The organism is Paucibacter aquatile, from assembly GCF_002885975.1.
Classification (GTDB): domain Bacteria; phylum Pseudomonadota; class Gammaproteobacteria; order Burkholderiales; family Burkholderiaceae_C; genus Paucibacter_A; species Paucibacter_A aquatilis.
This window is the reverse complement of sequence record NZ_POSP01000003.1, coordinates 1,398,097-1,411,187: the sequence shown is the minus strand read 5'-3', so window position 1 is coordinate 1,411,187 and position 13,091 is coordinate 1,398,097. Positions and strand designations below refer to the sequence as shown.

The window sequence follows — 13,091 nt, the reverse complement described above, 5'->3', positions numbered from 1 at the left end:
TGGCCATGTGGCTGCGCCCAGGGTCTGCTTGCGCCTGGGTGCTTGGCCGCATCTTTTGATCGGAGTGCCCGGCCCATGCCGGATGATCTGTATGTTTTGGCGCGACGCAGTGTAGCCAGCCGCCCGCCCGGGCGAATCGGGCCCATCCCGGGGCGCCTACGATTGCCCATGGCATCCAAAGCCGCGGGGCTGGGCTTGCGGCCCGCCCGCGCCAGCAGGTCAGCAAGCACCAGCCCGCGGATCAAGCCGCTGAAGATGGGGCACAGGCTTTCGAGCTCCGTGCGGGAATGGGTTCAAGGTGCCTGGCGCCTTTGCTTGGCCCGGTCAACAACGCAGCTCTCTGAACTGTCGGCGCAACTGCAGCAGGTGTTCTTGCGCAGCAGGCAGGCTTGCTGTGTTGGCGCTGGCTTCGGCCGCTTCCGCCGCGGGGATCGCGCGGTCCAGCCTTGCGCAGCTTTGACGCGCCTCGGGCGACAGCTGTTTCAAGCGGCGCCCCTGGATGTCGAACTGCTTGGCGCCCAAGCCCGTGATCGGCTTGATCGCTTCGGCCAAGGCCTCGCGCTGGCGTTCGCGCTGGACATCGGCCCCGAGCGGCGGCGAAGCAGAAAGAGGAGACTTGCCCGAAACGCTGCTGCTCAGGCCCCGCGTGGGCTCCAAATCCACCTTCTTGGCACCCAGACAAGGGCTGTCGGAGTAGCTGACTCGACCGTCCACCTCGCATTTGAAGGCGGTGCGGGAAGGGGCGGGAAGCTGGGTTTGTGCTTGCGCTTGTGCTCGCGCAGCTGCGCCGAAACCGCAACCGAGGAGGAAGGCGAACATCGACACCAACAAGAAGCTGCCAGGCGACCGGGCTGATGGCTGGAATCCTCGCGTCGTGACGCTGGTGGGCCGAGGCGGGGCTGCGTTGGCAAGCATGGCTGGGGCTGCAGCGGGCTGTTGGGTCGGAGATTGCGCCTTGGCAGCGCTTCCTGACTCTTGCGGCCCCCTTGAAGGCAAGCAACACCCTTGTCGATGCTCAAGGTTTGACACGGACATGGTGCACTAGCCGAGCAGTTGATGCAGCGCTGCGGCCAAGAAGCCGATGCAAAGGACCGCAAAGACGATGAACATGGCATTTGTATTGCCAGTTAGTTTTCTCTCGTCGTAGTCCTGCCGTTTGCGTTGCTCTTCAAGCGACAGATGATCCGCAATTTGCCCGCGTAGCTTCAGCAACTGAGCAGAGGGGAGTCTTGAGCCGCCCCGGAGGCGCCAGGCGTCAGCGGCGAGCCATGCGAAGACAGCGGACAGGGCCAGCAAGAAAACTGTGAACATCCTGCGCTGCCTACTCAAGCGTCAACAGCCGATCGAGCGCGTCGTTCAGCACCAAACTGCGAGAAGACGCAGGCGTTTCGGCCGTGTTTACAAACGCATGCTGCCACCGCATTGCCAGTGAGTCTTCGTACATTTCACTCCAACTGAAGAATTCTGCTCACCTGAACTTCGCTGGGTACAAACAAACACCACCCTGTCGAATGGGCGAACCTTGCGTGGCCGAAAGCAGGCGCTATGTTGCCACCACTACAAGGCCTTAGGTCAGTGTGTCCGGGGCTGATGGCTTCTTGCCGTGCACGCTGGATGTCGCCGAACCGGGTGTCGCAGGCTGCCAGGGGAATCGCTGTCGTCATGCGTTGAGTCTTGTCGTTACCAAGTTTGCATGTTCGTACGCATCAGCAGACTCTGGATCTTCAAATTCAAGGCCTGACCCTCGCGACCTCTCTCGCGACCTCTGACCCTCGCGACCTCGCTCCGCACGCGAATTCGGAATTTCCGACCCCGAATTCCCCTCACGCCCCCGCGAATTCCTATTCCTCCGTGACCAATGATGTGTTTAGCAGCTTTCTATTGCGGAAAGCAAAAGTAACCTTTGATTTATGGTTCGGCGAATCACAAAGTCCAAACCATTCAAAATAACCGCCATGCAGATCGCGCCATGATTCTGCGACCTCGCAAAGCTTTGTTAAACGCTCGACATCAATCTTCTGAATTTGCACGTCGCCGTCAATGAAGAATCTACTCAACGTGAGACTCAGTCCGCATCGTCGGCTCTTGTTTCGTCCATTTGGCGCGGACTCTAAGGCAATTGCGTCTAATCCGCCAGCCTTTAAAATCTCATTTTTCCGGGAGCGGTCAATCGGGGATAATTCAATTTGTTTGCTGAGGCCAATCAATTCAATGATCCCTTCGCCGAAATGACGAGCCACTGCATCCTCATTGCACATCGAGATGGCGGCTCCTTGAATTATTTGTTTCAGCCGAACGGAGCCGTCTGGATCGCTGACATGACGATCACAAGAAGGGAGAGAGTTCTTGGTTAGGCAATTCCCTATTTCATCAGAATTAACGGCCTCATTGGCATTGGCTGAATAACTTGCAAACAGTCCAATGATTAAGAAAAAAGTAGACTGACAAGATCGAGAAAATATCGCGAGCACAAAATTTTTCATGTCGAAATTTTTATTTCAGCGTCAATAATTGAAGAATTATCTAAGGAGTATGGGGTAATGGATGTGGGGTCTGAATTTGGGGTCAATTATCAAATATTAAGTCCCCGTCGCTCCATCTAATTTCCGCGCCAGGATTCGGGCTTAACCCCAAACGTCCATTCTTGCTTGTTTGAATGTCTGGTAACTCAAGTCTGTGGAGGTGCAGGTCTTGCCCTTAGATTTAAGACTTGCCCCGAATTCACTCTGAAATGTAATGGCTCCGTTGGGCCTACCTTTGGTCAAGTCCCTTGCATTTGCCGCCCGGACACTCTTGTTCACAAACAGTTCTGTTGATGCATTGACCCGCATACTCGAACTCGACAGATCCAGGCTTGGGGCGAGTAGATGGGGCCAGCGATTTGATTGATTTCAGAGCTTTTGTTTCCGTATAGACCCTGGTGCTCGGAACACCGATTTCCATGAGAAATTGCTTTATTGACTCAGCGCGAGCGAGTGCCATCGCCGATTGACCCTCGCTGTTCAGATCGTAGTAGGCGACCACAACGATGACATCGAGATAAATGGCGTTTATCAGTGGGAGGTGGCTCGCAATCCGGATGCGCTCCGCGTCACTTGGGATGGACGACCCCTCATCGAAGCTGATGACCTCGCCGTTCACAATTGGCGTCGGCACCCATGCGCGAACATAGGTCGGCAGAAGCATTGCTAGAAATGCAATGACCCCAAGCAGGCTGCGCTTCAAGCGATCACGTCGTCGCTGCGGGAGCCAGGTGGTACGCGACATAGTTGGCATGTGTCTAAGGTCGAACGTCGGGACACTAGCCGCATGTAGAAGCTAGCGGCAGAAGTGCTTTTTAGAGCGTGGCCACAGCCACTCCTGTGGATTGCAGTCCCTTCTGGCAATGAGGGCTGACTTCGAAACCCTGACTGACATGACGCCGATTATGTACGGGTGAAGTTCAGTGCTTCCGCGACCCAACTCGTGCGGCGTCGCTCGGCTTTACTTGCCAGTATGCGAACAGTTGGGGTCGTGCTTTCTTCGCTTTCAAGTGTGATGCGAGCAGTTGCTTTGCAGCACTGTGGACGCGGTGACCACTCTCCGGGAATGCTTGGCGAGACTTGCATCGCTTGATGGGTTGGGCATGTCGAGCTGAAAGCATGACTTGAACCCAGCGCGCCCGTTCCCGACCTCACCAACGCCCCAGCAGGCGGTTCTGCTTGGGAATGTGCTGAACCCAGTTGGCGCATGCTGTGATGCGGGCACGAGTTTGAGCTCGGCCTTTCCGCCGACTCCAGGGCTGTCATTCATCAACAGCCTCACATCACCCCACCCACCGCCCTCAGCACCGCCTCCGCCGTCGCCGGCGCCCTCAGCTCCGGATCACAGCCCACCGGCCCGGCCGCAGCAATCGCATCCTTGATCGCCAGCAACACCGAGAACGGCAATAGAAGGGGCGGCTCACCCACGGCCTTGGATCGGTGGATGCTGTCGGCCGCGTTGGCTTGGGCGTACAGCGCGACGCGGAAGTCGGGCGGGCTGTCGTTGGCGGTGGGGATTTTGTAGGTGCTGGGGGCGTGGGTGCTGAGGGCGCCGGTCTTGGGGTGCCAGACCAGCTCTTCCATGGTCAGCCAGCCCAGGCCTTGAACGAAGGCGCCTTCGACCTGGCCGATGTCCAGAGCGGGGTTGAGCGAGCGGCCGGCGTCGTGCAGCACATCGGCGCGGGTGACGCGGCTCTCTCCCGTGAGGGTGTCCACCAGCACCTCGGCCACGGCCGCGCCGTAGGCGAAGTAGTAAAACGGCTTGCCCTGCAGGCGGGCGCGGTCCCAGTGCAGGCCGGGGGTGGCATAGAAACCATCGCTCCAGAGCTGGATGCGCTGCAGGTATGCCTTGGCCACCAGTTCAGTGAAGGGCATCCGGCTGTCGCCTGCACCCTGCACATGGTCACCGGCAAAGCGCAGCTCCGCTTCCGTGCAACCCAGCAGCTGGGCGGCCAGGGGCTGCAGGCGCAGGCGGATCTGGCGGGCGGCGTCTTGCGCGGCCTTGCCGTTGAGGTCGCTGCCGGTGGAGGCGGCGGTGGCCGAGGTGTTGGCCACTTTCTGGGTGTCGGTGGCGCTGCAGCGCACGCGTGCCAGGCTCAGGCCCAGCTCTTCGGCCACCACCTGCGCCACCTTGGTGTTCAGGCCCTGGCCCATCTCGGTGCCGCCGTGGTTCACCAGCACCGAGCCGTCGGTGTAGACATGCACCAGGGCCCCCGCCTGGTTCAGGTGCACGACATTGAAGCTGATGCCGAATTTCAGCGGTGTCAGGGCCAGGCCTTTTTTCAGTACCGGGCTGGCGGCGTTGAAGGCCGCAATTTCGGCGCGGCGGGCGTGGTAGCGGCTGCTCTCGACCAGCTGATCGGTCAGGGGCTGCAACTGGTTGTCTTCCACGGTCTGGCCGTAGGGCGTGAGGTTGCGCTCGCCTGCGTCGCGGTAGAAATTGCGCTGCCGCACGAGCAGCGGGTCCAGGCCCAGGCGGCGGGCGATGGAGTCCAGAATCATCTCCACGGCCAGTGCGCCCTGGGGCCCGCCAAAGCCGCGGAAGGCGGTGTTGCTCTGCGTGTTGGTGCGGGCGCAAAAGCCGTGCAGGGCCACATGAGGCAGCCAGTAGGCGTTGTCGAAATGGCAGAGCGCCCGCGTCATCACCGGGGCCGAGAGGTCGGCCGAGTGGCCGCAGTTGGAGATCAGCTCCACCTCGGCGCCGAGGATGTGTCCCTCTTGATCAAAGCCCACGTCCCAGCGGTAGTCGAAACCGTGGCGGCGGCCGGTGATCATGAAATCGTCGTCGCGGTCCAGGCGCAGCTTGACCGGGCGGCGCAGGCGGCTGGCGGCCAGGCCGGCCACGCAGGCGAACAGGGCCGATTGCGACTCCTTGCCGCCGAAGCCGCCGCCCATGCGCCGGCATTGCACCTGCACCTGGTGGCTGGCCCAGCCCAGGGCGTGGCTGATCAGCTGTTGCATCTCGCTGGGGTGCTGGGTCGAGCAATGGACCAGCAGGCCGCGGTTTTCCTGGGGCAGGGCGTAGCTGATCTGGCCTTCCAGATAGAACTGCTCCTGCCCGCCCACCGACCAGCTGCCTTGCAGGCGCTGCGGCGCTTGTGCCAGGGCCGTGGCCGCATCGCCGCGGTTCAGGTGCATGGGCGGCACCACATACTGGCCGGCGGCATGGGCCTCCAGCGCGGTCAGCACGGCGGGCAGGGGCTCGATCTTGAGTGCTTGGCCGGCCAGGGCGGCGGCGCGGCGGGCCAGCTCGCGGCTGCTGGCGATGATGGCAAACACCGGCTGGCCGACATAACGCACCTCGCCCGCGGCGAGGATGGGGTCGTCATGCAGCAGGGGGCCGCAGTTGTTTTCGCCGGGGATGTCTTCGGCCGTCAGCACCAGCTGCACGCCGGGTTGGGCGCGCAGCAGGGCCAGGTCGATGGCGACGATGCGGCCATGGGCGATGGGCGAGAGGCCCAGGGCGGCGTGCAGCGTGCCCTCGGCCTCGGGAATGTCATCGGTGTAAATCGCTTCGCCGCTGACATGCAGGGCGGCCGACTCGTGCGCATGGCTGCGGCCCACGGTGTGCGGGCTGGGCAGGGTTGGGGCGGAGGTGTGGTTCATGGCTGTGCTGCTCATCGCGCCTGCTCCGCATCGCTGAAGCGCACGGCCTGCCAGACGCTGAGGCTGGCGGCGGGCAGGGGGGCGTCGGGCCGGGTCTCCAGCCAGAAGCGGCGTAGGAGGTTTTGCGCCACCTGCAGCCGGTAGTCGGCGCTGGCGCGCATATCGCTCAAGGGCTGGAAATCCAGCGCCAGGGCGGCCTGGGCCGCTTGCAGGGCGGCTTCGTCGTTCCAGCTCTGGCCCAGCAAAGCCTGCTCGGCCGGCGCGCTGCGCCGCACGATGGCGGCCATGCCGCCGAAAGCCAGGCGCGCCTCTTGCACGCGGCCCGCCTCGTCCAGGCGCAGGCTCAGGGCTGCGCAGACGGCCGAGATGTCGCTGTCGTAGCGCTTGGCGATCTTGTAGGCGCGGATGCGCTGGGTTGGGCCGGGCAGGGGCAGGTGCATGGCCTCGACAAACTCACCGGGCTGCAGCGCGTTTTGCATGTAGCCGAGGTAGAAGTCTTCCAGGGCCAGGCGGCGCTGCTGGCTGCCGCGGCGCAGCACGATCTGCGCGCCCAGGGCGATCAGGGCCGGGGCGCCGTCGCCAATGGGCGAGCCGTTGGCGATATTGCCGCCCAGGGTGCCGGCCTGACGCACCGGCGGCGAGGCAAAGCGCAGCCAGAGCTCGCGCAGCGGCGGCACGGCGGCGCTCAGGGCGCTCCAGGCGGCCTCGAGGCTGGCGCCGGCGCCGATCCACAGGCCCGGTTGCCCGTCGAAGGGCTCGGGCCGGATGGCCTTGAGCTCGGCCACGGCGCCGAGATAAATCACGTCGCCCAGGTCACGGAAGCGTTTGTTGACCCAGAGGCCGATGTCGGTGGAGCCGGCCAGCAGGCGCGCCTGCGGCTTGGCCTCGCGCAGCGCGGCCAGCTCGGCCAGGCTGCGCGGGGCGTGGAACTGGTCAAGGCGGCCCGGGATGGCCGGCTGGGCGGCGGCGTAGTGCAGGGGCGGGTCTTGCTGCAGGCGGTGCAGGGCGGCGCGGGCGGGCGCCAGGTCCAGGGTTTGCTGGGGCAGCTCGAACATGCGCTGGCCCGCGTCCAGCAGGGGCCGGTAGCCGGTGCAGCGGCAGAGGTTGCCGGCCAGGGCGTCGGCCAGCTCCTGGCGGTCGGGCCGGCTGCCGCTCTGGCAGTGGCGCTCGTAGCAGGCCTGCAAGCTCATGGCAAAACCCGGCGTGCAGAAGCCGCACTGCGAGGCATGGCAGTCCACCAGGGCTTGTTGCACCGGGTTCAGTGCCTCGGCGCTGCCCAGGTCTTCCACGGTCCACAAGGCCTGGCCGTCCAGCGTGGGCAGCAACTGGGTGCAGGCGTTGACATTGCGAAGCTGCATCTGGCCCGACGCATCGAGTTCACCGAGCAGCACGGTGCAGGCGCCGCAGTCGCCCTCGGCGCAGCCTTCCTTGGTGCCGCTGCAATGGGGCTGGGCATGTTCGCGCAGATAGCCCAGCACGGTGGTGGTCGGCGCCAGGCCGTCCACGGCCTGGATCTGGCCGCGGTGGAAAAAGCGGATGGGGCGGGTGTGGTGGGGCATGGCGGGGGAGGTGGCTGGGGGTGAACAGGTGAACAGGTGAATGGGTGAATGGGTGAATGGGTGAATCGTGAGTCGGAGGTGGACTGTCGTCGAAGCTGGTGTCTTGCTCACCCGTTCACTTGTTCACTCGTTCACTCCTTCCATCGCCACATCAACCGAACGTGTGAACAGGTGAATGGGGTGAACTGGTGAACACGTGAATGGGTGAGTCGGAGGAGATCTGTCGTCGAAGCTGGTGCCTTGTTCACCCGTTCACCTGTTCACTCGTTCACTCCTCCCATCGCCACATCAACCAAGAACGGTATCTCCTCACCCCCTCTTCCCTATACGATCTCTCACATGACCACTATATGCAGCCAGGCATGAACTTGCGCGCCGATTTCGACAAGATCGAGCTTCAACTCGTGCGAGTCTTGCATACCGTGATCAGCGAGCAAAGCGTCTCGAAGGCAGCCCTGCGCCTGCACAGCACGCAGCCGGCCGTCAGCGCCCAGCTGCGGCGCCTGCGTGCGCTCACGGGCGATGCGCTGCTGGTGCGCAGCGGCGCCGGAATGCGGCCCACGGCCACGGCGCTGGAGCTGCTGGAGCCGGCCCAGCGCCTGCTGCAGGACGCGGCCCGGCTGTTCGGCGCGCCCCAGCGCAGCAGCCGCGGCGCTGGTTTTGACCCGGCCAGTGCCGAGCTGAACCTGCGCATCGCCGCCAGCGATTACCTCGACCCGCTGTTTCTGCCCGAGCTGGTGGCGCGCCTGCAGCGCCTGTCGCCGGGCCTGCGCCTGGACTTGCAGCCGCTTTCGGCCGAGTTCGATTACCGCCGCGGCCTGGCCAGCGGCCAGATCGATCTGGTCATCGGCAACTGGCTGCGCCCGCCGGAGGAGCTGCACCTGGGACGCTTGTTCAGCGACGAGGTGGTCTGCCTGGTGGCGCGAGATCACCCTTTGCTCAAGCTGCGGCCCAAGGACTGGACGGTGCAGCGCTATCTGGACAGCCAGCATCTGGCGCCCATGCCGCTGTCGGCCGGCCAGCCTGGCGTGATCGACCAGCATCTGGCCGAGCAGGGCCTGAGCCGCCAGATCGCCGTGCGCAGCGCTCATTTCGGCCAGCTGCCGCTGATGGTGGCGCGCAGCTCCCTGGTGCTGACCACCGGCCGCCAGTTCTGCAGCCGCTACCTGGCCAGCCTGCCGGTGGCGGTGCTGCGCTGCCCGGTGGCGTTTCCGCGGCTGAGCTATTACCAGCTCTGGCATGCGCTCTCGCACCAAGCCGCCGCCCAGCGCTGGCTGCGCGAGCAGGTGCGGGAGGTGGCGCGTGAACTCGCTCGCAGTGCGGTCGCCAAGAAGGCCGCTGAAGCCACTTGATGCGGCGATGCGCCCGAACCCCAATTTTTGATTCTTCCCATGCCCGATTTGAACCCTTCGACCCCCTCCACCGGCCCCGGCCGCAAGCTCGCCCTGCGCGGCGATCTGCTGGACTTCACTGCCCAGCCCGACTGGGGCCAGCTGGACAGCCCGGCCGTGCGTTTCCAGCCCGACCACTGGCTGCTGATCGACGAGGCCGGCCGCATCGCCGGCACCCAGCCGAGCGAGCCCGACGCCAGCTGGCAGCAGGTGGACCGCCGCGGCCGCCTGATCCTGCCCGGCTTCATCGACACCCATGTGCACTGCCCGCAGCTGGATGTGATCGCCTCCTACGGCGCCGAGCTGCTGGACTGGCTCAACCGCTACACCTTCCCGGCCGAGCGCCGCTATGCCGACCCGGCCGTGGCGGCGGCCGGTGCGGCACGTTTTCTGGATGCGCTGCTGGCCCACGGCAGCACCTCGGCCGTGGTGTTTCCGACCGTGCACAAGGGCTCGGCCGAGGCCTTGTTCGCCGCGGCCGAGGCGCGCGGCATGCGCCTGATCACCGGCAAGGTGCTGATGGACCGCCACGCGCCGCCCGAGCTGCTGGACGATGTGGCCGGCGCCGAGCGCGATTGCATCGATCTGATCCAGCGCTGGCATGGCAAGGGCCGCCTGGCTTACGCCGTGACCCCGCGTTTCGCCCCCACCAGCAGCCCGGCCCAGCTGGCCATGGCCGGCGCCTTGTGCCGCGCCGATGCTTCGCTCTACATGCAAACCCATGTGGCCGAAAACCGCGAGGAGGTGCGCTGGGTGACCGAGCTCTTCCCCGAGGCGCGCAGCTATCTCGATGTCTACGAGCGCGTCGGCCTGCTGCATGAGCGCGCCATCCTGGCCCACGGCATCTGGCTGGACGAGACCGACCGGCAACTGCTGGCCGCGCGCGGCGGGCAGGTGGCGCACAGCCCGTCCAGCAATCTCTTCCTGGGCAGCGGCCTCTTTGACTGGCCGGCGGCGCGGGCCAGCGGCCTGGGTGTCAGCATGGCCAGCGATGTGGGCGGCGGCACGAGCTTGTCCATGCAGCGCAATCTGCTGGATGCCTACAAGATCCAGGCTTTGTCGGGCCAGCGCCTGAGCGCCTGGGTGGCTTTGCACGCCGCCACCCGCGGTGCTGCGGAAGCCCTGGGTTTGCAGCAGGAAGTGGGCCACTTTGGCCTCGGTACACTGGCGGACGTTTGCGTCTGGGATTGGGCCCGTGGCCCGGTGGCCCAGGCACGCGACGAGCGGGTGGCGCCCGGCCATGAGCCTCAAGCTTTGCATGAACGCGTGTTCGCCTGGATGAGTTTGTCCGACGAGCGCAATCTGCACAGCTGCTATGTGGCCGGCCAGTGCCGCCACCAGCGGGATTCATAGACTTCTTTGTTTTTGATTGATTGACTTGCGCCAGCCGGATTGACGACCCCATGACTTTGCGACTCGCACTCACCGGCATCAGCAAGCAATACCCGGCCGTCAAGGCCAATGACGACATCAGCCTGTCGGTGCAGCCCGGCCAGATCCATGCGGTGCTGGGCGAGAACGGCGCCGGCAAGTCCACGCTGATGAAGATCATCTACGGCGCCGTTCAGCCCGACGCCGGCCAGATGCTCTGGAACGGCCAGCCCGTGCGCCTGAAAAGCCCGGCCCAGGCCCGGGCCCTGGGCATCAGCATGGTCTACCAGCACTTCTCGCTGTTTGACACGCTGACGGCGGCCGAGAACGTCTGGCTGGGCCTGGACAAGGCCTTCAGCCTGGCCGAGGTGATCACCCGCATGCAGCAGCTTTCGGCCAGCTATGGCCTGGAGGTGGATCCGTCGCGGCCGGTGCATTCGCTCTCGGTGGGCGAGCGGCAGCGGGTGGAGATCTTGCGCGCGCTGCTCACCGAGCCGCAACTGCTCATCCTGGATGAGCCGACCTCGGTGCTGACCCCGCGCGCCGTCGAGCAGCTCTTTGCCACCCTGCGCCAGCTGGCCGCCCAGGGCTGCGCCATCCTCTACATCAGCCACAAGCTGGACGAAATCCGTGCCCTGTGCAGCCATTGCACGGTGCTGCGCGCCGGCCGGGTGACCGGCGAGGTGGACCCACGCACTCAAAGCAGCGCCGAGCTCTCGCGCCTGATGATCGGTGCCGAGCCGCCGGCCCTGCCCAGCCGGGCGGCCAAGGCCGGCGCGCTGGCGCTGGAGGTGCAGCGCCTGAGCCTGGCCAAGGCCCAGCCCTTTGGCAGCACCCTGGTCGATGTGGGCCTGCGCCTGCACGCCGGCGAGATCCTCGGCGTGGCGGGCGTCTCGGGCAATGGCCAGCAGGAGCTGCTGGCGGCGCTGAGCGGCGAAGACCCGCGCGCGCCGCGTGGCAGCGTGCAGCTTTTCGGCAGCGACATCGCCCGCGCCAGCCCGCGCCGCCGCCGCCGCATGGGCCTGCATTTCGTGCCCGAGGAGCGCCTGGGCCGTGGCGCTGTGCCCGAGCTTTCGCTGGCGCAGAACACCTTGCTCACCCGCACCGAGGCCGTCACGCGCTGGGGTTGGCTGCGCCAGGCCCAGGTGCAGCGCCTGGCCCAGCATTTGATCTCCCGCTACCAGGTGCGCGCCGGCGGCGCCGGGGCAGCGGCGCGCAGCCTCTCGGGCGGCAATTTGCAGAAATTCATCGTCGGCCGCGAGATCGATGCGGCGCCCAAGGTCCTGCTGATCGCGCAGCCGACCTGGGGTGTCGATGTGGGCGCGGCGGCGCAGATCCGCGCCGAACTGCTGCGCCTGCGCGATGCCGGTTGTGCGATTTTGGTGATCAGCGAGGAGCTGGACGAATTGTTTGAACTCTCTGACCGCCTGGCCGTCATGGCTCAGGGACGGCTGTCGCCGGCCGTGCCGGTGGCCGAGACCAGCCGGGCGCAAATCGGCGAATGGATGAGCGGGCTCTGGGGCCGCGAGGGCTCGCGAGAAGCAGGCGGAGGAGGTGCGCATGTTCCGGCTTGAGGCCCGCCCCCAGCCTTCCAAGCTGATGTCCCTGGCTTCACCGCTGCTGGCCCTGGGCCTGACGGTGCTGCTCGGCGTCGGCCTCTTTTTGCTGCTGGGCAAGGACCCGCTGCGTGGCCTGCAGATGTTCTTCTGGGAGCCGATTCGCTCGGCCTATGCCTGGAGCGAGCTGGGCCTCAAGGCCACGCCCCTGGTGCTGATCGCCCTGGGCCTGGCGGTGTGCTTCCGTTCCAATGTCTGGAACATCGGCGCCGAGGGCCAGTTCATCATCGGCGCCCTGGCCGGCGGCTGGGTGGCCATGCAGGCCGGGCCGGACAGCAGCCGGTGGATCGTGCTGGCCATCCTGGCCGCGGGCGTGGCCGGCGGCATGGCCTGGGCCGGCATCACGGCGCTGCTGCGCGCGCGCTTTCATGCCAATGAGATTCTGGTCAGCCTGATGCTGGTCTATGTGGCCGATCTGCTGCTCGGCTATCTGGTCTACGGGCCCTGGAAAGACCCGGGCGGCTACAACTTCCCACAAAGCATCAGCTTTCTGGCCGTGACCAAGATCCCGCGCCTGATGGAGGGCTCGCGCCTGAACATCGGTGTGCTGATCGCGACCGGCTCGGTGCTGGCCTTCTGGCTGCTGCTGTTCCGCACCTACGCCGGCTTTGCCCTGCAGGTGGGCGGCATGGCGCCGGCGGCGGCACGCTATGCCGGCTTTTCGTCCAGCCGCGCGCTCTGGACGGCCTTGCTGCTCTCGGGCGCTATGGCCGGTCTGGCTGGCGCGCTGGAGGTGGCCGGGCCGCTGGGCCAGCTGACGCCGTATGTGCCGGCGGGCTACGGATTCGCCGCCATCATCGTCGCCTTTGTTGGCCGCCTGCATCCGGCGGGCATCGTGTTCTCGGGCCTCTTGATGAGCATGTTCTACATCGGCGGAGAGCTGGCGCAGTCGCGCCTGGGCCTGCCCAAGTCCATCACCGGGGTGTTCCAGGGCCTGCTGCTGTTTTCGCTGCTGGCCTGCGACACCTTGATCCACCACCGCATCCGCCTGCGCCGCCCGGCCTCGGGTGCGGCTCGCGTTTGAGG

General features: G+C 65.4%; 10 protein-coding genes. 4 read left to right on the top strand and 6 right to left on the bottom strand.

Translation table 11 applies throughout. The features are described 5' to 3' along the window. Nucleotides 1–324: 324 nt before the first annotated feature. The 6 genes from C1O66_RS09285 to xdhA form a co-directional block, all read right to left on the bottom strand. Nucleotides 325–819, bottom strand: a complete 495-nt coding sequence (locus C1O66_RS09285) for a hypothetical protein (protein ID WP_102767615.1) — start codon at nucleotides 817–819, stop codon at nucleotides 325–327. Between the two features lie 222 nt (nucleotides 820–1,041). After that, nucleotides 1,042–1,311, bottom strand: coding sequence for a hypothetical protein (locus C1O66_RS09280; RefSeq protein ID WP_102767614.1), 270 nt, complete (start codon nucleotides 1,309–1,311; stop codon nucleotides 1,042–1,044). 530 nt (nucleotides 1,312–1,841) lie between these two features. Then, nucleotides 1,842–2,483: a hypothetical protein gene (locus C1O66_RS23640; RefSeq protein WP_133155147.1), complete on the bottom strand. Its 642-nt coding sequence runs from the start codon at nucleotides 2,481–2,483 to the stop codon at nucleotides 1,842–1,844. Between the two features lie 268 nt (nucleotides 2,484–2,751). Next, nucleotides 2,752–3,225, bottom strand: coding sequence for an OmpA family protein (locus tag C1O66_RS09275; protein ID WP_133155146.1), 474 nt, complete (start codon nucleotides 3,223–3,225; stop codon nucleotides 2,752–2,754). 575 nt (nucleotides 3,226–3,800) lie between these two features. Next, nucleotides 3,801–6,128: a xanthine dehydrogenase molybdopterin binding subunit gene (xdhB, locus tag C1O66_RS09270; protein WP_102769567.1), complete on the bottom strand. Its 2,328-nt coding sequence runs from the start codon at nucleotides 6,126–6,128 to the stop codon at nucleotides 3,801–3,803. An 11-nt stretch (nucleotides 6,129–6,139) separates the two neighbouring features. Beyond that, a complete protein-coding gene (gene xdhA / locus C1O66_RS09265; protein ID WP_102767612.1) occupies nucleotides 6,140–7,687 on the bottom strand; it encodes a xanthine dehydrogenase small subunit in 1,548 nt (515 codons plus the stop codon). A gap of 362 nt (nucleotides 7,688–8,049) precedes the next feature. Here xdhA and C1O66_RS09260 point away from each other — a divergent pair, with 362 nt between their 5' ends. Genes C1O66_RS09260 through C1O66_RS09245 form a run of 4 tightly spaced genes read left to right on the top strand, consistent with a single transcriptional unit; the run spans nucleotide 8,050 to nucleotide 13,089 of the window. Next, complete coding sequence (locus C1O66_RS09260) at nucleotides 8,050–9,039, top strand: LysR family transcriptional regulator (protein ID WP_102769566.1); 990 nt, start codon at nucleotides 8,050–8,052, stop codon at nucleotides 9,037–9,039. Nucleotides 9,040–9,078: 39 nt separating this feature from the next. Beyond that, nucleotides 9,079–10,431, top strand: a complete 1,353-nt coding sequence (gene guaD, locus C1O66_RS09255; protein ID WP_102767611.1) for a guanine deaminase — start codon at nucleotides 9,079–9,081, stop codon at nucleotides 10,429–10,431. Between the two features lie 50 nt (nucleotides 10,432–10,481). Beyond that, nucleotides 10,482–12,023, top strand: coding sequence for an ABC transporter ATP-binding protein (locus tag C1O66_RS09250; protein WP_102767610.1), 1,542 nt, complete (start codon nucleotides 10,482–10,484; stop codon nucleotides 12,021–12,023). After that, nucleotides 12,010–13,089, top strand: coding sequence for an ABC transporter permease (locus C1O66_RS09245; protein WP_102767609.1), 1,080 nt, complete (start codon nucleotides 12,010–12,012; stop codon nucleotides 13,087–13,089). Before C1O66_RS09250 ends, C1O66_RS09245 begins: the two co-directional genes overlap by 14 nt. Nucleotides 13,090–13,091: the final 2 nt, after the last annotated feature.

Coding starts and splice junctions, on each gene's coding strand:
- C1O66_RS09285 (WP_102767615.1), bottom strand. CDS start 819: ATGTTCGCCTTCCTCCTCGGTTGCGGTTTCGGCGCAGCTGCGCGAGCA.
- C1O66_RS09280 (WP_102767614.1), bottom strand. CDS start 1,311: ATGTTCACAGTTTTCTTGCTGGCCCTGTCCGCTGTCTTCGCATGGCTC.
- C1O66_RS23640 (WP_133155147.1), bottom strand. CDS start 2,483: ATGAAAAATTTTGTGCTCGCGATATTTTCTCGATCTTGTCAGTCTACT.
- xdhB (WP_102769567.1), bottom strand. CDS start 6,128: ATGAACCACACCTCCGCCCCAACCCTGCCCAGCCCGCACACCGTGGGC.
- xdhA (WP_102767612.1), bottom strand. CDS start 7,687: ATGCCCCACCACACCCGCCCCATCCGCTTTTTCCACCGCGGCCAGATC.
- C1O66_RS09260 (WP_102769566.1), top strand. CDS start 8,050: ATGAACTTGCGCGCCGATTTCGACAAGATCGAGCTTCAACTCGTGCGA.
- guaD (WP_102767611.1), top strand. CDS start 9,079: ATGCCCGATTTGAACCCTTCGACCCCCTCCACCGGCCCCGGCCGCAAG.
- C1O66_RS09250 (WP_102767610.1), top strand. CDS start 10,482: ATGACTTTGCGACTCGCACTCACCGGCATCAGCAAGCAATACCCGGCC.
- C1O66_RS09245 (WP_102767609.1), top strand. CDS start 12,010: ATGTTCCGGCTTGAGGCCCGCCCCCAGCCTTCCAAGCTGATGTCCCTG.